General features: G+C 75.0%; 15 protein-coding genes. 10 read left to right on the top strand and 5 right to left on the bottom strand.

From position 1 onward, the window contains the following. Nucleotides 1-85: 85 nt before the first annotated feature. Genes ACIG47_RS02120 through ACIG47_RS02110 form a run of 3 tightly spaced genes read right to left on the bottom strand, consistent with a single transcriptional unit; the run spans nt 86 to nt 4,091 of the window. Nucleotides 86-1,516: a carboxyl transferase domain-containing protein gene (locus tag ACIG47_RS02120; RefSeq protein ID WP_397429406.1), complete on the bottom strand. Its 1,431-nt coding sequence runs from the start codon at nt 1,514-1,516 to the stop codon at nt 86-88. Further along, nucleotides 1,516-2,763: a CaiB/BaiF CoA transferase family protein gene (locus tag ACIG47_RS02115; RefSeq protein ID WP_397429405.1), complete on the bottom strand. Its 1,248-nt coding sequence runs from the start codon at nt 2,761-2,763 to the stop codon at nt 1,516-1,518. Before ACIG47_RS02115 ends, ACIG47_RS02120 begins: the two co-directional genes overlap by 1 nt. A gap of 5 nt (nt 2,764-2,768) precedes the next feature. Then, the gene (locus ACIG47_RS02110; RefSeq protein WP_397429404.1) at nt 2,769-4,091 is read right to left on the bottom strand and encodes an SLC13 family permease; all 1,323 of its coding nucleotides are present in this window, start codon (nt 4,089-4,091) and stop codon (nt 2,769-2,771) included. 103 nt (nt 4,092-4,194) lie between these two features. Here ACIG47_RS02110 and ACIG47_RS02105 point away from each other — a divergent pair, with 103 nt between their 5' ends. From ACIG47_RS02105 to ACIG47_RS02060, 10 genes are all read left to right on the top strand, one after another. Next, nucleotides 4,195-4,911: a FadR/GntR family transcriptional regulator gene (locus ACIG47_RS02105; RefSeq protein ID WP_397429526.1), complete on the top strand. Its 717-nt coding sequence runs from the start codon at nt 4,195-4,197 to the stop codon at nt 4,909-4,911. Beyond that, nucleotides 4,908-5,669, top strand: a complete 762-nt coding sequence (locus ACIG47_RS02100; RefSeq protein ID WP_397429403.1) for a sulfite exporter TauE/SafE family protein — start codon at nt 4,908-4,910, stop codon at nt 5,667-5,669. Before ACIG47_RS02105 ends, ACIG47_RS02100 begins: the two co-directional genes overlap by 4 nt. Nucleotides 5,670-5,772: 103 nt before the next feature. Continuing rightward, nucleotides 5,773-6,399, top strand: a complete 627-nt coding sequence (locus ACIG47_RS02095; RefSeq protein WP_397429402.1) for a winged helix-turn-helix domain-containing protein — start codon at nt 5,773-5,775, stop codon at nt 6,397-6,399. Beyond that, nucleotides 6,396-7,781, top strand: coding sequence for an MFS transporter (locus ACIG47_RS02090; RefSeq protein ID WP_397429401.1), 1,386 nt, complete (start codon nt 6,396-6,398; stop codon nt 7,779-7,781). Before ACIG47_RS02095 ends, ACIG47_RS02090 begins: the two co-directional genes overlap by 4 nt. A gap of 90 nt (nt 7,782-7,871) precedes the next feature. Next, a complete protein-coding gene (locus ACIG47_RS02085) occupies nt 7,872-8,882 on the top strand; it encodes an LppM family (lipo)protein (RefSeq protein ID WP_397429400.1) in 1,011 nt (336 codons plus the stop codon). Nucleotides 8,883-8,998: 116 nt separating this feature from the next. After that, nucleotides 8,999-10,024, top strand: a complete 1,026-nt coding sequence (locus ACIG47_RS02080; protein ID WP_397429399.1) for an alpha/beta hydrolase — start codon at nt 8,999-9,001, stop codon at nt 10,022-10,024. A 90-nt stretch (nt 10,025-10,114) separates the two neighbouring features. Next, the gene (locus tag ACIG47_RS02075) at nt 10,115-14,548 is read left to right on the top strand and encodes an SCO7613 C-terminal domain-containing membrane protein (protein ID WP_397429398.1); all 4,434 of its coding nucleotides are present in this window, start codon (nt 10,115-10,117) and stop codon (nt 14,546-14,548) included. A gap of 171 nt (nt 14,549-14,719) precedes the next feature. Then, entirely contained in the window at nt 14,720-15,313 is a 594-nt protein-coding gene (locus ACIG47_RS02070) for a GNAT family N-acetyltransferase (RefSeq protein WP_397429397.1), read from the top strand. Nucleotides 15,314-15,347: 34 nt separating this feature from the next. Continuing rightward, nucleotides 15,348-17,045 (top strand): AlkA N-terminal domain-containing protein, encoded by a 1,698-nt coding sequence (locus ACIG47_RS02065; RefSeq protein WP_397429396.1) that lies wholly within the window; start codon nt 15,348-15,350, stop codon nt 17,043-17,045. 55 nt (nt 17,046-17,100) lie between these two features. Next, nucleotides 17,101-17,649 (top strand): methylated-DNA--[protein]-cysteine S-methyltransferase, encoded by a 549-nt coding sequence (locus tag ACIG47_RS02060; protein WP_397429395.1) that lies wholly within the window; start codon nt 17,101-17,103, stop codon nt 17,647-17,649. A gap of 84 nt (nt 17,650-17,733) precedes the next feature. On the opposite strand, the gene ACIG47_RS02055 is transcribed toward ACIG47_RS02060, so the two are convergent. Together ACIG47_RS02055 and ACIG47_RS02050 are read right to left on the bottom strand one after the other, a co-directional pair. Then, nucleotides 17,734-18,663 carry a carbohydrate ABC transporter permease gene (locus ACIG47_RS02055; protein ID WP_397416384.1) on the bottom strand — a complete coding sequence of 310 codons (930 nt, stop codon included), beginning with the start codon at nt 18,661-18,663 and terminating at the stop codon, nt 17,734-17,736. Beyond that, nucleotides 18,660-19,646, bottom strand: a complete 987-nt coding sequence (locus ACIG47_RS02050; protein WP_397429394.1) for a carbohydrate ABC transporter permease — start codon at nt 19,644-19,646, stop codon at nt 18,660-18,662. The genes ACIG47_RS02055 and ACIG47_RS02050 overlap by 4 nt, the downstream gene beginning before the upstream one ends. Between the last annotated feature and the right edge of the window lie 9 nt (nt 19,647-19,655).

Below are 19,655 nucleotides of genomic sequence, written 5' to 3'. Positions count from 1 at the left end.
GGCGAGGGCTTCCGCCCCTGTCGAGACCCGACTCCACCCCGTGTGCCTACCACAGGGTCAAGCACCCGCCGGGCGCGTCGGCCGATCACCCCGGGACGGGGACGCACCCCAGCACCGCCGCGCACTCGGCCGCCACCGCCACGGCGACGTCGCGCACCGTGTCGCCGTCGCGCTCCGGGACCACCCGCTGGACCGCGCCCTCGGCGAGCAGGTCGACGGCGCGGACGTGCTGCGCCTCGGCCATCGCCGCCGCGTGCGCCGTGTCCCCGTGCACGATGACGCTCGCGCCCTCGGGCGGCAGCGGCGACAGCCAGGCGTGCTCCGCCGCGATCACGGTCCGCGCGGGCAGCAGCGCGAGCGCCCCGCCGCCGCAGCCCTGACCGAGGATCACCGACAGCGTCGGCACCGTCATCCGGGTCAGCGCCGCCATGCAGCGTGCGATCTCGCCGGCGAGCGCCCCCTCCTCGGCGTCCCGGGAGAGCTCGGCGCCCGGGGTGTCGATCACGGCGACCAGCGGGAGCCGCAGCTCCTCGGCGAGCCCCATCGCGCGCCGGGCCACACGCAGCGCGGCGGGCCCCATGGGGGCGCTCTCGCTCTGTCGCGTCCGGTCCTGGCCGACCACCACGCACGGCTGCCCGTCCAGCCGCGTCAGGGCCACCAGCATGGACTCGTCCCGCTCGCCCTCGTCCGTCCCGGACAGCCGCACGGTGCCCGAGGCCCCGTAGCGCAGCAGGTCCCGCACGCCGACCCGGCCCTCGGCGCGGGTCCGCAGCACGGAGTCCCAGGCGGACGTCGCCGCGGACGGCTCGCCCTGACGACGCGGCAGGGACGGCGGCGACGGTGGGTCGACCAGCACCGCGAGCGCCCGTTCCACCAGCGCGGGCAGGTTCTCGGGGGCGACGACGCCGTCGAGCACGCCCTTGGCGGCGAGGTTCTCGGAGGACTGCACGCCGTCGGGCAGCGCCGTGCCGGTGAGCGCCTCGACGACGCGCGGCCCGAGGAACCCGATGAGCGCGCCGGGTTCGGCGACGGTCAGGTGCGCGAGCGAGCCCCAGGACGCGTACACGCCGCCGGTGGTGGGGTGGCGCAGGTACACGAGGTAGGGCAGGCCGGCGGCGCGGTGGTCCATGACGGCGCGGGAGATCTCGACCATACGGAGGAACGCGGGCGTGCCCTCCTGCATGCGGGTGCCGCCGGACGCCGTGGTGGCCAGCAGGGGCAGCCCCTCGGCCGTCGCACGCCGGACGGCGGCGGTGATCCGCGCGGCGGCCGCCCGGCCGATGGAACCGCCCAGGAACCGGAACTCGTTGACGATCACCACGACAGGCCGGCCGCGCACGCGGCCCCGCCCGGTGAGGACGGACTCGTCGGTGCCCGCCTTCTCGGCGGCCGCGGCCAGCACCGCCCGGTACTCCGCCGGGTGCCCTGCGGTGTCGACCGGCTCGTCCCAGGACTCGAAGCTGTCGTCGTCGAGCACCAGGTCGAGCAGCTCGCGGGCGGACCAGCGGCGGGTCATCAGCCCGCCTCCGGCCTCGGGTCGGCCGCTGCCGACCGGACCGAGGCCCGCTCCGCCAAAGGACGGTCAGGGGTCGGGCCGTCCCCGTCCAGCCAGGCGCGGATCCGCTCGGCGTGCTCGTCCAGCACGGGCGGCGCCCGGTGGTCGCGCCGCGTCACCTCGGCGCCGTCGGCGTCGAAGAACCGCAGCGGCGGCCCGGGGAGGGTGACCGTGCCGAGGCTGGTGTGCTCCACGTCGACGAGCAGGCCCTGGCTGGCCGTCTGCTCCCACGCGTACACCTCGTCGAGGGTGCGCACCCGGCCGGCCGGGATGCCGGCGTCGGACAGCCGGGTGAGCAGCGCGTCGGCGTCGTACCCCGCGAACACGGCCTCGACCGCCTCGATCACCTGGTCTCGGCGGGCCACCCGCTCGGGGTTGCTCCGCAGGCCCTCCGCGTCAGGGTCGAGGCCGAAGGCCAGGCAGAACCTCTGCCACAGCGCCTCGGACCCGACGGCTATCTGGACGGCGCCGTCACGGCAGCGGAACAGACCGTACGGCGCGATGGAAGGGTGGTGGTTGCCCTGCGCTCGCCCCACCTCCCCGGCGACCGTCCACCGGGTGCCCTGGAAGGCGTGCACCCCGGTGACGGCGGCCAGCAGCGACGTGCGCACCACCTGGCCGGCGCCCGTGGTGTGCCGTTCGTGCAGCGCCGCGAGCACCCCGTACGCGCCGTAGATCCCGGCGAGCAGGTCGCCGATCGGCACGCCGACACGCTGCGGGTCGTCCGGACCGGATCCCGTCAGGGACATGAGGCCGGCCTCGCCCTGGGCGATCTGGTCGTACCCGGCGCGGCCGCCCTCGGGCCCGTCGTGACCGAACCCCGTGATCGAGAGCACCACCAGGCGCGGATTGCGCTCCAGGAGCGACTCGACGCCGAGCCCGAGCCGCTCCAGCACGCCGGGCCGAAAGTTCTCCACGAGCACGTCGGCACGGTCGACGAGCGCCAGGAGGGTCGCCCGGCCGGTCTCGTCCTTGAGGTCGAGCGCGATCGACTCCTTGTTCCGGTTCGCCGACAGGAAGTACGTGGACTCGCGCGCGTCCTCCTCGCCGACGAAGGGCGGGCCCCAGCCGCGCGTGTCGTCGCCACGCTCGGGCACCTCGACCTTGATGACGCGGGCGCCGAGGTCGCCCAGCATCATCGTGGCGTGCGGCCCGGCCAGGGCCCGGGAGAGATCGACGACGACGACGTCGGAGAGGGGTCCGGTCATCGTGCTCACCAGCCCGGCAGCACGAGGATGGCCCACACCAGCAGCGGCCCCGCGAGGGTGACGATGACGGCGTAGCCGAGGATCTGCTTGTAGTAGGTCTGCTCGGAGATCGTGTCCGGGCGGTTGGCGAGCATCAGGGCTCCGTTCGTGGAGAAGGGGCTCACGTCGACGATGGTCGAGGAGACGGCGAGGGCCGCGGCCATGGCCCACGGGCTGACCCCGCCCGCGGCGATGAGCGGCACGGCGATCGGGATGATCACCGGCAGCAGCGCGGTGGACGACGCGAACGCCGAGACGATGCCGCCCACGTAGCACAGGACGAGCGCACCGACCGCGACGATGCCGAGGCCCGCGGCCCAGTTGCCGATGTACTCGGGCACGCCGGCCGCGGTGAGGATGGCGGCGTACGTGCTGACGCCCGCCACCAGGAGCACGGTGGGCCAGGCGATCTGCTTGACGGCGTCCTTGTGCTGCTGCGGGGACAGCATGGCCAGCGCGACGGCGGCGGTGATGGACACGAAGCCGATGTTCTGGTCGAACGCGAGGGCGGTGACGGCCACCGCCGCGAAGGCGACGAGGGTGAGCACGTGGTCACGGCGCACGCCGACCCCGCGCGTCGTGGTCGAGACGCCGGCGCCCTGACCGCTGACCGTGACCGAGGCGCCGCCCGTGTGCAGGTCGTCGACCAGGTGCGCGGAGGCCTCGGCCGGATCGACCCGCTCGCGCATGAGCTGGCGGCCGCCGAGCGCGAGGAACAGGACGACGGCCATCGCGATGTTGATGCCGAGCGACGCGAGGAAGACGCCCATCTCGGTGCCCTCGTAGCCGACCTCGGTCATGACCGAGTTGGTGATGGTGCCGTAGATGCTGATCGGGGAGAACCCGCCGCCCTGGGCGCCGTGCACCACGAACATGCCCATCATGAGCGGGTTGATCTTGTACCGGCGGGCGAAGCCGAGCGCGACCGGGCCGATGATGGCGCAGGCGGCGGGGCTGGCCGCGCCGATGGCGGTGAGCAGGGCGGTCACGGCGAACATGACCCAGGGGATCAGTGCGACCCGACCACCGACCGCCTGCACCGCTTTGGACACGATGAGGTCGACGGTGCCGTTGTTCTTGGCGATGGAGAACAGATAGGTGACGCCGATGAGGGTGAGGACGAGATCGGCGCTGATACCGCCCAGCACCTCCTTCTCGTCCATCTGCAGCGCGAAGACTCCGACGAACCAGGCGGCGACGTAGGCGAGCGCGCCCATGTTGATCGGCAGCACCGTCCCGGCCACGAACAACGCGACGAGCGCGATGATCGCGATCCACTCAGGACCCATGACAACTCCTCTTCCCATCGCGGCGGACACCTTTGACCGACGAGGCACGATGGATCAGTGGCCTAGCCAATAGTCCACTGCCGCTTCTGTCAAGTACTCTCGGCTGGTGACCCCGAAGGCTTCGGCCGAGCTGCCGACACCACTGGCCCGCACCCGCCTCTACGAGCAGGTGGCGGAGCAGATCACCGCCTGGATCCAGCAGAACGGGCTGCAGGCCGGGGACCGGCTGCCGCCGGAGCGGGAGCTGGCGGCGCGCCTCGGCGTCAGCCGCGCGACCCTGAGCCAGGCGCTGGTCGCGATGGAGGTCGTGGGCGTGGTCGTGGTGCGCCACGGCGACGGCACCGTCCTGACCGGCAGGCACAGCGAGAGCCGCATCGTGGAGGCCATCCGCGCGCACGCCGACCGGATGCCCGAGATCATCGACATCCGCGACGCGCTGGAGACCAAGATCGCCGCCCTGGCCGCGCAGCGACGCACCGAGGACGACCTGGTCGCGATCGACGCCGCCCTCGACGCGATGGAGCAGTCGATCGAGCACGGCGACCGCGGCGTCGACGCCGACGAGCAGTTCCACGCGGCCGTCACCGCCGCCGCCCACTCCGACCTCCTCGCCCAGACCATGCGCGAGATCGCGAGCCTGATCCGGGAGAGCCGCATCGAGTCCCTGTCGCAGCCGGGCCGGCCACGCAACTCCCTGGCGGGACACCGCGCGATCACCGACGCGATCCGCGCCCGGGACCCCGAGGCCGCCGCCGCGGCGATGCACGCGCACGTCGAGATGGTCAGCGACGTGGCGCTCCTGCGGGAGGACGACCGGTGAGCGGCTGGGAGCACCTGGCCGTCCTGGGTGCCGGGCTCGGCGCGGGCGTGCTGACCTCGACGGTCGGCGTCGCGTCGCTGCTCAGCTTCCCGGTGCTGCTCGCCGTCGGGCTGCCGCCGGTGGTCGCGAACGCGTCGAACACCGTGGGCCTCGTGCCGGGGGCGCTCAGCGGCGCGTTCGGCTACCGCCAGGAGCTGCGCGAGCACCCGCGCGTCACCGTGGTGGTGCTGGTGACCTGCGCGGTCGGCTCGGTGGCCGGTGCCGTGCTGCTCCTGGCGCTCCCGCCGGGCGTCTTCGAGGCCGTCGTGCCCTGGCTGATCCTGCTCTCCTGCCTGCTGGTCGGCGCCCAGCCGTGGATCAGCCGGTGGTTGCGCAGCACCCGCAACGAGCCCGCCCGGCTCCGACACGAGATGTCGCCCGCGACGATGGTGTTCTCCGTGCTCACCGGGACGTACGGCGGCTACTTCGGGGCCGGCGCCGGGGTCATGATAGCCGCGGTGCTCGGCCTGGGCACCGACCTGCCGGTGCGCATCGTCAACGCCCTGAAGACCCTCGCGGTGCTGGCGGCGAACGTCGTGGCGACCGTCATCTTCGTGACGGTCGCCGACCTGGACTGGGTAGCGATCGGGCTGCTCGCGGCTGGGTCGCTGGTGGGCGGGTACGTCGGCGCACGCCTCGGGCGCCGCATGCCGCCGGCGGTGTTCCGCGTGCTCGTGGTGGTCGCCGGCGTGACGACCGCCGTCGTCATGCTGCTCTGACGACTGCCCGCCGCCTCGCACCCCCGGCGACTTGCCGCCGGGCGTACACGCTTTTTGTGCACGACTCTTGTGCACAGAGACTGTGCACGATTATCGTGCACGCATGGCCACTCCCGACGACGACTTCCGTCTCACCCCCGAGGCCGTCAAGGTCCTCGCGCACCCGCTGCGGTCGCGCCTGCTCGGCGCGCTGCGCCGCGGCGGCCCGGCCACGGCGACCACGCTCGCGACGACCCTGAGCACCAACTCGGGCGCCACGAGCTACCACCTGCGCAAGCTGGAGTCCGTGGGCCTCGTCACGGACACGGGCGAGGGAGCCGGCAAGCAGCGCCTCTGGCGGGCCGCCACGAGCTCCCACAGCTGGGAGCGCACCGAGCTGGCGCACGACGAGGACGCCGCCACCGCGCTGGGCTGGCTGGAGCGCGACTACCTGCGCCTGTTCAGCACCGAGTTCGGCCACTGGCTCGACGTGGCCGAGACGTGGCCCGACGACTGGCAGGACGCGACCGGCATGGGCGACACCTGGGTCACCGCCAACCCGGAGCAGCTCCAGGCCCTGCGCGCCGAGCTGCACGACCTCTTCGAGCGGTACCGCGCCACCGAGCCCGGCCCGGGCGCGCGGCGCGTCACCTTCTGGCACGCCCTCTACCCCCTGGAGGCCGACGCCGTCCCCACCACCGAGGACGACGCCGTGCCCGACGGCACCACTCCCGGACAGGAACGCTCATGACCCCGCTGACCCCGGCCCGCGCCCGCCGGATCTTCCTGCTGCTGACGCTGACCCGGTGGTTCCCCGTCGGGCTGGTCGTCACCGTGACCACGCTGCTGCCCATCGAACGAGGCCTGCCGGTCACCCAGACCCTCACGGCGCTGTCGGTCACCGGGCTCACGGTCTTCCTCCTGGAGCTGCCCACCGGCGGTCTCTCCGACGCGCTCGGCCGGCGCCCGCTGCTGGTCGCGGCGGCCGCCATGCAGGTGCTCGCCGCGGTCCTGTTCCTCACGGCGCAGACCTTCTGGGCCTTCGCCCTCGCCGCAGCGGTCACCGGCGTCTTCCGGGCGCTCGACTCCGGGCCGCTGGAGGCCTGGTTCGTCGACACCGTGCACGCGACCGAGCCGGGCGCCGACGTCGACCGGTCCCTCGCCGCGCACAGCACCGTGCTGGGCGGGTCGATCGCCGCCGGCGCGCTGGTCTCGGGCGGGCTCGTCTGGTGGCACCCCTTCGGCGCGTGGTCCGCGCTGGCGCTCCCCTACGCGGTGTACGCCGGGCTCGCGGTGGTGCACCTGGTCGCCGTCGCGCTCCTGGTCCGGGAGGCGCCGCGCCCGCTGACGCCGTCGTCCGCCGCCACCGCGGTGGAGGACGGCGGGGCGGCGGACGACGTGGTGGAGGACGGCGCGGCCGACCCCGGCACGGCGCCGGCGCTGCCGCCGTCGGGCCGCTGGGCCGGAGCGCGCCGCGCCTTGGACTCCGCGCGCGGCGCGCCCGGCGCCGTCCGGGACGGGCTGCGCCTCGCGCGGGACAACCGGGTGCTGCGCTACCTGCTGCTCGTCGAGGTGTTCTGGAGCATCGGGATGGTCGTGTTCGAGACGTTCCAGCCGATCCGCCTGTCCGAGCTGCTGGGCGGCACCGCCGCCGGGGCCGCGGTCTCCGGCCCTGCGGCTGCCGCCGGATGGGCGGTGTTCGCTGCCGGGGCCGCACTGACCGGCCTCGCCACACCCCGCCTCGGCGTGGCGCGCACGGCCATCCTCGCGCGCGTGCTCAACGGGCTCGGGGCGGTGTGGATGGGGCTCGCGCTCGGTCCCGCCGGGCTGATCGCCGCCTACCTGGTGACCTACGGCCTGCACGGTGCCTGCGGACCGGCCTACCAGGCGCTGCTGCACCGGGAGGCGGAGTCGCGGAACCGGTCGACCGTGCTGTCGATGGCCTCGATGCTCGCGTTCGCCGCCTTCTCGGTCGCCGGCCCGACTCTCGGCTGGGTGGCCGACCTGCTCTCGACACAGGCCGCCATGGTGCTGGCCGGGGCGCTGAGCACCCTCGGTGCGCTCTGCTTCCTCCCGGCCCTGCGCCAGGAGCGCCGCCGGGCGGCCGCGCTCGCCGCGCCGGCCGCGGCCTGACCCCTACCCGATACCCCACGTCCCGCACATGGGGACAACTCCCCTCGATCAGGCTTTTCCAGACGGGCAGTGGGCCGTCATGCTGTCCCGGTGACCCCTCCTCGCCGCGTCGGTGCCCTCGCCGCCCTCGCCGTACTGACCCTGACTCTGTCGGGGTGCGTGCGCATGGGCGTGGAGCTGGACCTGAGGCCGGGCGACGCGGCGTCGTCGAGCGTGGTGCTCGCGGTCGAGGACCGGTACCTGGACCGGACCGGCCAGTCCCCCGGCGACGTCATCGACACGCTGACCCGGGACCAGGAGGACCCGGCCCAGGACGCGGCGCGCACCGAGGACTTCCAGCAGGACGGCTACACGGGCACCCGCTACGTCTACCCGGAGACGGGTATCGGCACGGTCGGCGCCCAGGTGGGCTGGCCCATCACGGTGGTCCGCGAGGGCGACGACTACCTCGTGTCGGGCACCCTCGACCTCACCGAGGAGGGCCTCGGGAGCCGGGGCGCCGCGTCCGTCGAGAACCTCAGCTTCACCGTCGACGTGACCTTCCCGGGCGAGGTGCGCACGTCGAACGGCACGGCCGACGGGAACACGGTGCGCTGGGAACCTGCCGTGGGCGAGACGGTCGAGATCCACGCGCGCGGCTCCGCCGTCGGCCCGGAACGGGAGGATCCCGCCGCGGCGAGCGGGGCCGCCGAGGTGGTGACGCTCCCCGTGGTGCCCGAGTGGATGGTCCTCGTGCTCGGGCTGAGCGGCCTGGTCATCCTGCTGCTCATCGGCGTGATCGTGTGGCAGGCCATGCTGCGGGTCCGGGACCGCCGTCCAGCGGAGGGCGCCCCGGCCTACGCACAGGTGCCCGGCCCGTACGGCCCGGTGGCCGGACAGCACCGTGCCGGGCCCGCGCCGTACGGGGCCGGGCCTGCTGCCCCGACGTACGGAGCCGGACCCGCTGCACCGGCGTACGGGGCAGCGCCCCCGACGCACGGGGGTGCGCCGGGGCCGCACCCGGGTGCGTCCGTCCCGTACGGCGGCGCCCCGGGGCACCCGCAGGAGCAGACGACCCCGCCGGACCCGAACCGGCCGCCGAGCTTCCCGCCCGGGTTCTGACCCGGCCGCGCCCGACGACCCCGCACCGGGTGCCGACGCAGCGGGCGACCCGCGGGCCCGTTGCCGATATGGTCGGCGGGCCGTGCGACGTGCGCGGCACGACGCACAGGAGCGACGTGGACGACACCGAGAAGAACCGGACCGCGGGCGGCTGGACCGAGGACGTGCTGGGCGCGGGTTACGAGGCCCGGACGCTGCACCTGCCCGCACCCACCGGCCGTCCCCGCGGACGCGCCGCCCGGCGAAGGACGGGGGACGGCGGCGCGGAGGCGACGCTGGTCCGGTACGTCCCCGAGGGGACGCCGCGCGCCGGCCGCCCGCCCGTCCTGTACGTGCACGGGTTCGCCGACTACTTCTTCCAGCGTCACCTCGCCGAGGCCGTCGCGGCGCGGGGCTACCCGTTCTACGCCGTCGACCTGCGGGGTCACGGGCGGTCGATCGACGCGTGGACGGCCTCGGGCGGCGACCCCAACATGGTGGACGACCTGGACCTCTACCAGCAGGACCTCGACGCCGCCGCCGACGCGATCGCCGCGGACGGCCACACCGGCCTCGTGCTCCTGGGCCACTCGACCGGTGGGCTCGTCACCGCGCGGTACGCGCACGCGCGACCCGGCCGGGTGACCGCCCTGGTGCTGAACAGCCCCTGGTTCGACCTGCGCGGGAGCTGGTCCGACCGCACCCTGGCCACCCAGGTGGTGTACGCGCTCGCCCGGTTCGCGCCGCGTACCGTCGTCAGTCACCTGGGCGGGGACTACGGCCGTGCCCTGCACCACGCCACCGGCGGCGAGTGGGAGTACGACCTGCGCTGGAAGCCGTACGACGGCTTCCCGGTCCGGGCCGGATGGCTCGCCGCCATCCGGCGGGGGCACCGCGAGATCGGTCGCGGGCTGCCCGTGGAGTGCCCGACGCTGCTGTGCACCAGCGACCGGACGGGCCCGGACCGTGGCGAGGCCGCGGCGATGCTCAGCACCGACACCGTGCTCGACGTGGCGCACATGCATGCCCGCGCACCACGGCTCGGCGACGCCGTCGACGTGGCCGTCATCGAGGGCGGAGCGCACGACCTGGCCCTCTCCCCGCGGCCGGCACGCGAGAAGTACCTGACCACGGTGCTCGACTGGCTGGACGCGAACACCTGACCGACGAAACACACATTCGGCATGAAACCGTGACCAGTTCCACGCGCGCCGCGAACCCCTGAACGGGACCGCTCCGCCAGGCTTTCGCTCATGGAAGAGACGTGGGTCAGTCACGCGCTACGGCGCCTGCCCGACACCCGCACCTGCCCCGCGTGCGGCACCCTCCTGGACAGCGGCCTGTGCGGGCACTGCGCGCTCGACCTCCGCGGCCCGCGCGGGATCGAGCTGTACACGGCGTCGCTCGCCGCCGAGCGGGCGATCCGGGACCGCCAGCGGATCCTCGACGAGATGCGGGCCGAGCAGCCCGCCGCCGCGCGGTTCGCCCGGCGGGCCGACGGCGGGGCGCCGGCCCGGGGTGGGACGGCGTCCGAGGCCGTCCGGGGCACGGCGGCCGAGGCGGACTACGGCGCGGCGGGCGGCGCGGCGGCCGGGGTGGCGGGCGGCGCGGCGGCCAGGACCGTGCCCGGCGCGGCGGGCGTCCCGGCGGGCACCCTGGCTGATTTCCCGCACGGCGGCCCGGGCGCCGGCCCGACGGACGCCACCCTGGGCACGGCCGGAGCCTCCCCGGCGAGCGGCACGACGCCGTCCGCGCCCCGGCGCGCCGTGGCCCTCCAGCCGATCCTCGCGGGGGTGGGCGCCGCGCTCCTGGCGGTCTCGGCCGTGGTGTTCGTCTTCTTCACGCTCGCCGACCAGCTCGTGCTCCGCACGGTCGCAACCCTGCTGGTCACCGCGGCCGCCGTGGTGGCGGCGGCGGTGATGCGCCGGGCCGGCCTGCGGTCGTCCGCCGAGGCGGTCGCCACCCTCGCCGTCGCGCTGACCTGGGTGTGCGCCGAGCTGGGCCTGCAGGCCGGGGCGGTCGAGGGCGCCACCGCGCACCTCGCCCGGGCGGGGCTGCTCGCGCTGGTCGCCCCGGCGCTCGTGGCGGTCGGTGGGCGGCTGCGGATCCGCTCGTGGACGGCTGCCGGGACGCTCTCCGCACCGTTGGTGCCGCTGCTGCTCGCCGCCGGCCTGACCGGTGGCGACCGCCTCACCTGGGCCTGGATCCCCGCTGTCGGCGCCGTGGCGCTGATCGCGCACGCCGGCACCGTCGTACAGGGCCGGGTGGCCGAGCGCCTCGGCCTGGGAGCGGCCCGGTGGGAGACGCGGCTGCTGGGCGTGGTCCGCACCGTGGCCGTGCCCGCCGCGCTGTACGCCGTCGCGGACGTGCCCGGCCTCGCCGCGCTGTGGTTCGCCGCGTGGTGGGCAGCGGTGTCGGTCGGGGCGGTCGTGCTCGGTCACGTGCTGCGCGTGCGGGCGTGGGTCACGACCGGCCTGGTCACGGCCCCGATCACCGCGTTCCCCGCGGCGCTGGCGCTGCCCGCCACGGTGGACCTCGCCTGGGCCGTGGGCGCCGGTGCGCTCCTCGTGGGGCTGGCCACGCTGGCGGGGCCTGCGGCGGCGCGGACCACCGGACCGCGCGTCGGCTCGGCGCTGCGCACGGAGCTGCTGCTGCTCGAGGCGACACAAGTCCTGGCGGTCGCGGTGGCGGTCGGTGCCGCCCTGCTGGTGCCCCCGTCCGCCGTGCTCGCGGCCCTGCCGGGCGACGCAGCGACCGCCGTGCTGCTCGCCGTCACGGCCGTCGTCGCCGCGGTGCTCCGGCGGGGCACCCACCGCCGCTGGTGGACCTTCACGGCCGGTGCGCTCGGCACCGCCCCCGCGCTGTTCCTCGCGACCGGCGACGGGGCCGGCCTCCTGTGGATCCTGCCCGCCGCCGCCGGAGTGGCCTGGGCGGCGCTCGTCGTCGTCCTGGCGGTCCTGGTCGCGGTGCGCGCACGCCCGGTCGTGCCCGGCGCGCGGACGCGCGCCGACCTGCTGCTCGCGTCCTGGCTCGTCGCGGTGCTCGCGGCGGTTCCCGCCGCCTGGGCCGCGTGGCCGCGGCTGGTCGGGGTGCTGCTCGTGGCGCTGGAGGCGGACCCCGCACCACGCCTGGACGCCGGCCCGCTGGGCGGTGGCTTCCTCGCCGCCGGACTCGCCGGGCCGAGCCTGCTGGGACTGGTCGTGCTCACCGTGCTGGTGCTGACCGCCTCCCGGCTGGGACCGGCGGCGGGCGCCGCGCCCGGCCGTGTCCCCGCCGTCGTACGGAGCGCTCGCGCCCTGGCCCCCTGGACCACGCTCCTGCTGGTCCTCGTCGCGTTCCTGCACCCCGGGATCGACGGCGCGGCGTCGCTCGTGCTGCTCGCCGTCGCCGCCGCGCTGCTGCTCGCCGCCGCCACGCGGCCGGATCGGGCGTGGCCGGTGCTGCGCCCCGCCGTCGTCGCCGTGCGTTCGGCTGTCGCCGGCCTGCGACGTGCGTCCGTGCTCCTGCCCCGGGTCGGCGGCGCACCCGTCGGAGCGTCCGAGGCGCCGGCCTGGCGACGTGCGGCCGTGTCCGGCGCCTGTGCCGCGCTGGTCCTGCTCACGCTCGGCTCGTGGCAGAGCCGGCCGACGGTGCTCGCCGCGACGGTCGTCGTCGTCCCGCTCGTGCTGGCCGCGCGCGGCGCCCTGCCGGCGGCGGCGCGCCCGGGGCTCGTGGGTGGCGCGTACGCGTACGCCCTGGTGGTGGGCGGTGTGTGGCTCGGGTGGCTCGGGCTGGACCAGGTCGCGGCCGTGTGCACCGTGTCGGCCGCCGCCTCGCTGACGGCCGCTGCGGTGACCGCCGTACGGGTCACGCGCGGCGAGTGGCTCGCCGTGCTCGGGGTCACGGGCGTGCCCTTCGTGCTCGGCGTGCTCACGGTGGTCGCCGAGCGCACGTGGTGGTCCGCCGGGAGCGCGGTCGCGATGCTCCTCCTGGAGCTGGTGCTGCTGCTCACGCGGCGGTCCGGCCTGGCCCCGGTCGTGCGGGTGCTCGCCGCGGGCCTCGTGCTGCCCACCGCCGCGGTGGCGATCGTGAGCGCCGGGGCGATGCTGGTGCCCGGCAGCGGCTCGCCGGTCCTGCTCCCGGTGATCGCGACGGTCGTCGCGGTGGTCGCGGGCGGCGCACCGCGGGTCGCAGGCTTCCTCACGAGCCGCGTGCCCGACGGCGCGGGCGCCGGACGCCGGGTGCGCGGCGTGCTCGAGCTGAGCGCCGTCGTCACCGGGGCCGTCACCGTCGGTCTGGCCTACGGGCGGCCGTCGGCCGGTCCGGACATCGCGGTGGCGGTGCTGCTGCTCCTCGCGATCGGCGCGGGCGTGGTGGCGCGCGAACCCGACCGGACCCGCGTCTGGTGGCTCGCCGGCACCCTCGCCACGGCGGCGGTCTGGACCGCGCTGGCCGACGGCGGCGTCCGGCTCGTCGAGGCCTACACCCTGCCGCCGGCGGTGACGGCGGTGCTGGTCGGCGGGCTGCTGGCCCGGCGGGCGGCGCGCTCCGGGGACGGGGCCGCCCGGTGGGAGCACAGCTGGCGGCTCGCCGCCGCGGGGCTCGTGCTCGCGGTCGTGCCCAGCGTCCTCACGCTCGCCCTCGCGGACGACGCGGGCGACCCGCGCGCCCGGGCACTGCTGGCGGCCGGGGTGGTCGTGACGCTCACGATCGTGGCCCTGCGGCGCCGGCCGCTCGTGTCCGAGCTCTGGTCCGCGCGCGCCCGGACGCTGCTGGCCGGGGCGGCCCTCCTGACCGCCGTGGGTCTGGCCGTGGAGTCCCTGCAGGTCGCGGCCTCCGGGCTGGACACGGCCGGGGCACGCTTCGCGACCGGCCTCGCCTGGGCCTGCGCGGCGGGCGGGCTCGCGCTGGTCGCGACGACCGGGGCGCGGTCGGGGGCGCCGTCGGGCCGCCTGCGACGGGCGATCGACGCGGGCGGCCACGTGCCCGCCCTGCTGCTCCTCACGGCGGGAGCGGTGGCCAACACTGAACCGCACTGGGGCGCGATCATCACGCTCTGGACGCTGGAGGTGGCGCTGCTGGTCACGCTGGTGCTCGTGGCCCGCCGGCTCCTGCGCGGGCTGAGCACCGGTGTCCCGGCCTGGGCGGTCTGGGTGGCCGCGCTGGCCGCGGCGATCGCGGCCTGGAGCCCGCGCGAGCTCCGGGTCGAGGTGTTCTCCCTGCCCCTCGGGGTGGGGCTCGTGGTGGCGGGCTGCTTCGCGCTCGGTGAGTGGGAGGCCCGCACGCGGGTCGCCGGGCCGGGCGGTGTGCACAGCCGGCGGCCCACCCTGGTCGGCTGGCCCGTCGACTGGACCGGCTCGTGGGCGCTCCTGGCGCCGGGCATCGCTGCGCTGCTCGGCCCGTCGGTGCTCGCCACCTTCACCGACCCGCAGACGTGGCGGGCCGTGCTCGTGGTGGCCGTGGCGCTGACCGGGGTGCTCGTCGGGTCCCGGCGCCGGCTCGCCGCGCCGTTCCTGCTGGGCGTGTGGGTGCTGCCGGTCGAGGTGCTGATCGTGTTCGTGTCCCAGCTCGGCACGGAGATCTCCGCCGTGCCGTGGATGCTCACGCTCGCGGCGGCCGGCGGGGTGCTGCTGATCATCGCGACCCTGGACGAACGCCGCACCGCCGGGTACGGCGGCGCGGCGGCCTACCTCCGCGACCTGCGGTGAGCACCGCCTCGGTGCTCGAGGTCGGCACTCTGCCTCGAGGTCGGCACAGGCCTGTGCCGACCTCGAGGCCAAGTGCCGACCTCGGCGGGAGCCGCCGGGGTCGACCTCGGGGGGGCCGCCGGGCATGGGACGGGGCCGCGCGGGGGACCGGGTGTGTGGTCCGATAGCGCCATGCAGCACGATCTCCGCCTCTCCGCCCACGGAGTCCGCCTCGTCCCGCTGACGCGGGAGCACGCGCCCGCCCTTGCCGGGCTCGTCGACGACCGGCTCTGGGCCGGCATGACCATCCCGCTCCCGGACACCACCCCGGCGATGGAGGCGTTCGTGGACGCCGCCGTCGCGGCCCCCGACCACCTCGCGTTCGCGGTGCTCGGGCCCGACGGCGAGGTGCGTGGGTCCACCCGCTTCTACGAGCTCAACCCCGGGCAGCGCCGCGTCGAGATCGGCTCCACGTTCTACGGCCGCGACTGGTGGGCCGGGGTGACCAACCCGGCGTGCAAGCTGATGCTGCTGCGGCACGCCTTCGAGGACCTCGGGCTGCGCCGGGTCGCCCTGCGCTGCGACGCCCGCAACACCCGCTCCCGAGCCGCGATCCTCAAGCTGGGCGCCCAGGAGGAGGGCAGGCTGCGCGCACACCGCGTGGCGCCCGACGGCTCCGAGGGCGACACCCTCTACTTCTCCATCCTGTCCGACGCGTGGCCCGAGGTCCGGGCCGGCCTCGACGCGCGGCTGACGGCGCTCACTGCCGTGTCCGAATCCCGCTAGCCGGAGCGTCCGGGCGGGGCGCAGGATGGGGGTCATGACCGACGTCGACACCCGCGATCCCGCGTTCGCCGAGCGCTACCGCGCCATCGCCGCGCGCGACTCCCGCTTCGACGGCCAGTTCTACACGGCGGTGCGCACCACCGGAATCTACTGCCGGCCCTCGTGCCCCGCGCGCACGCCCAAGGCGGAGAACGTGTCCTTCTACCTCACGTCGGCGGCGGCGCACGAGGCCGGCTTCCGCGCGTGCAAGCGGTGCCTGCCCGAGGCCGCCCCCGGCACACCCGCCTGGGACCTGCGGCGCGACCTCACGGGCCGCGCGATGCGCCTGGTCGCCGACGGCGTGGTGGACCGGGAGGGCGTGTCCGGGCTGGCCACGCGGCTGGGCTACTCGGAGCGTCAGCTCCACCGGCTGCTGGTGGGCGAGCTCGGCGCGGGACCCCTGGCCCTGGCCCGGGCCCAGCGCGCGCAGACCGCGCGGGCCCTCCTGGTCGGCACGTCCCTGCGCCTGGCCGACGTCGCCTTCGCCGCCGGCTTCGGGTCGATCCGGCAGTTCAACGACACCGTGTCCGAGGTGTTCGGCACCACGCCGTCGGAGCTCCGTGCCCGCTCCCGCCGCCTGCCCCGCCCCACCCCATCCCGGGGACCTGGGGCCACCCCCGGATCAGCCGCCGAGACCGGTCGTCTGCCTCGAGATCGGTCAACCGGGCGACCGATGTCGGGGCAGGCGACCGAACCTGCGGTGGGCGGCGCCGGCAGCGAGCCCGTGCGGATCTCGCTCACGCTGCCGGTACGCGAACCCTTCGACGCGCGCGGCGTGCTGGAGTTTCTCGCGGCCCGTGCGATCGACGGGGTGGAGTCGGCCCACCTGGACGGCACCCTGCGGTACGCCCGCACCGTGCTGCTGCCGCACGGGCCCGGTGCGTTGGAGGTGCGGGTCCCGCACCCCGGCGCCGGGCGGGTGGAGCTGGACCTGGAGCTGGCCGACCTGGCGGACGCCCCGGTCGCGGTGGCCCGCGTGCGGCGGCTGCTCGACCTCGACGCCGACCCGGTCGCCGTCGACTCCGCGCTGGCCGCCGACCCGGTGCTCGCGCCGTCGGCCGCCGCGACACCCGGGATCCGCGTTCCCGGCACGCTCGACCCCGCGGAGCTGCTGGTCCGCGCGATCGTGGGCCAGCAGATCAGCGTCGCCGCCGCGCGCACGCACCTGACGCGGCTCACGGTGGGGGCCGGGACGCCGTACGAGTCGGCGTTCACCGGGCTCACCCGGCTGTTCCCCACGCCGGGCCAGATCGCAGGCCCGCCCAGGATCGACGAGGTGCGCGCCCGCACGACCACCGGAACCGGACCGGGCGGCGCAGCCGCTCCGACCGCCGCAGAGACCTACCTCCGGCTGCCGGCCCGGACCCTGGCCACGGTGGTCGCGGCGACCCGGGACCTCGCGGACGGCACCCTGACCCTCAGCGTGGGTGACGACCCGGACGACCTGCGCCGACGCCTCGTCTCCCGGCCCGGGATCGGTCCGTGGACGGCCGGCTACGTGGCGCTGCGGGTGCTCGGCGACCCGGACGTGCTCATGGACGGCGACGTCGCCCTGCTCGCCGGGGCGCGCGCCCTCGGCCTGGTGTCCGCGGCGGACCCGCGACCGCAGCAGTTCAAGGAGCTCGCCCGGCGCGGCGCGGCATGGGCGCCCTGGCGCTCGTACGCCGCCATGCATCTCTGGCGCTCCGCATGACCGGCCGGACCGACGCGGCACCGCGGGTCCGGCACCTCGAACGGAAGGTAGATCGATGGACGCGACAACCCTGACCACCCCCGACGGCCCGTTCAGCATCATCGTGTCGCCGGTCCCGGCGCCGGACGACGTCCCGGGACCGGACCCTGCGGCCGTGCTCGCCGCGGGCTGGACCGACGACCTGGACTCGCTCCTCGCCCTGGTGCACCCCACGCTGCGGCCCGTGGACGGCAGCCGCCCGGCGCCGTCGTCGGCCACGGACGGTGTGCTCGCCGAGGCCGCGGACGCCGTCCGCGCCTACTACGACGGCGACCACGGGGCGCCCGGGCGGGTTCCGGTGCGCCAGGCGAGCGGGCCGTTCCGGACGCACGCGTGGGACGTGCTGCGCGAGGTGAAGGCGGGTGAGCGCCTGACCTACAGCGAGTACGCGGCCCGTGCCGGGCGGCCCGCCGCGGTGCGCGCCGCCGCGGGGGCGTGCGCCATGAATGCCGCGGCCCTGTTCGTGCCGTGCCACCGCATCCTGCGCACGGACGGCTCGCTGGGCGGGTTCCGGTACGGCCTGCCGGTCAAGGAGGCCCTGCTGTCCCGCGAGTCGGCGGCCTAGGCACCACGAGGCCCGGGTCGCCCCGCTCCGACGTCGCTGGAGCGGGGCGGCCCGGGCCTCGTGGTGGCGGGCGGTACGGGAGGATCAGCCCTTGACCGCGCCCGCCAGGAGCCCGCGCACGAAGTAGCGCTGCAGCGACAGGAACACGATGAGCGGGACGATCAGCGAGATGAACGCGCCCGCGGACAGCACGTGCCAGTCACCGCCGCGGGAGCCCGCGAGCTCGGCCACGCGCACGGTGAGCGGGAACGTCCGCAGGTTGCCCATGACCAGGGCGACCAGCAGGTCGTTCCACACCCAGAGGAACTGGAAGATGCCGAAGGCCGCGATCGCCGGGGTGAGCAGCGGCAGCACCACCCGGAAGAACACCTGCACGTGGCCGGCGCCGTCCATGCGGGCCGCCTCGACCAGCGAGCTCGGGATGTCCTTCATGAAGTTGTGCAGCAGGAAGATCGCCAGCGGCAGGGCGAAGATCGAGTGCGACAGCCAGATGGCCCAGAACGTGCCGTTGATGCCGATGTCCACGTAGGCCGTGAGCAGGGGCACCAGCGTGATCTGGATGGGCACGATCTGCAGCGCGAACACCGCGATGAACAGGAAGTCGCGCCCCTTGAAGTCCACCCAGGCGAACCCGTAGGCGGCCAGCAGCGCGACCGTGATCGGGATGAACACCGCCGGCAGCGTGACCACGAACGAGTTGACGAAGTAGGTGGCCAGGTCGGTCGAACCGTCGAACAGCGCCGTCTCGTAGTTGCGCAGCGAGAACACGCCCTCGCCCGCGAGGGCGTCGCCGAAGACCGTCCACCAGCCGCTCTGCCGCACGTCGAGCTCGGGCCGGAACGAGGTGACCAGCAGACCGACCGTCGGCACGGTCCACAGGACCGCGATGACGATGGCGAGCGTGCTCGCCCACGGGCTCGACAGCGCCTTGCGCGCCTTGCGGGCGCGGTTGCCCATGCCCGACGCCGACCGGGGCACCTCGGTCGCGGGGGCGTCTGCCTTCACGGTGCTCATCGGACCTCCTCCGACAGGCGCTGCTGGCGCACGTTGTAGATGATCACCGGGATGACGATGACGAACAGGATCACGGCCAGCGCGGCGCTCAGTCCGGCGTCACCCTGCCGGAACCGCTGGTTGTAGAACTCCAGGGCCACGATCGAGGTGCCGAAGTCGCCCGCCGTCATCGTGCGCACGATGTCGAAGGTCTTGAGCGTGGTCATCGCGATGGTGGTGAGCACCACGACCAGGGCGGGCCGGATGCTCGGGATCGTGATGCGCCAGAACATGCCGAACCCGGAGACGCCGTCGAGCCGCGCGGCCTCGACGATGTCGTCGGGGATCGCCTTGATCGACGCCGACAGCAGCGTCATGGCGAAGCCCGCCTGGATCCAGATGAACACCACCATGATGAGGAACGTGTTCAGGGGGCGGCCGATCAGGAACTGCTGGGGCTCACCGCCGAGCCACACGATGAACTGGTTGAGCAGACCCGTCTGGTCCACGCCGGCGGGCTTGTACTCGTAGACGAACTTCCAGATGATCGAGGCGCCCACCATCGAGATGGCCATCGGCAGGAACACGAGGCCCTTGGCGATGGACTCGAACCGGCTCTTGTCGACCAGGTAGGCGTACGCGAGACCGAAGAAGGTGGCCACCAGCGGCGCGACGAGCACCCACAGCGCGGTGTTGCCGAGCACCACGAGGAACTGTGGCTCGGTGAAGGCCCGCACGTAGTTGTCGAACCCCACGAACTCGGTGCTGTTGCGGTTCATGGCCGAGTTGATGATGGTCCGGATCGCCGGGTAGACCAGGCCGATCAGGAGCAGCAGCAGGGCCGCCCCCACGAAGCCGAAGCCGACGAACCAGCGGGCCGGGTTCCGTGGTCGGTCGACCACGAAGAGGATGATGCCCATGATCGCGACGAACAGCACGATCGCGATGAGCATCAGCAAGAACTTGTGCGTGGGATCGTCCCCCGCGTGCAACAGCCAATCCATGGCTCTCTC

The sequence above is a fragment of the Promicromonospora sp. NPDC052451 genome, assembly GCF_044547525.1.
Taxonomy (GTDB): domain Bacteria; phylum Actinomycetota; class Actinomycetes; order Actinomycetales; family Cellulomonadaceae; genus Promicromonospora.
The sequence above is the reverse complement of the archived record's forward strand: the minus strand, read 5'-3'. Positions and strand labels throughout refer to the sequence as shown.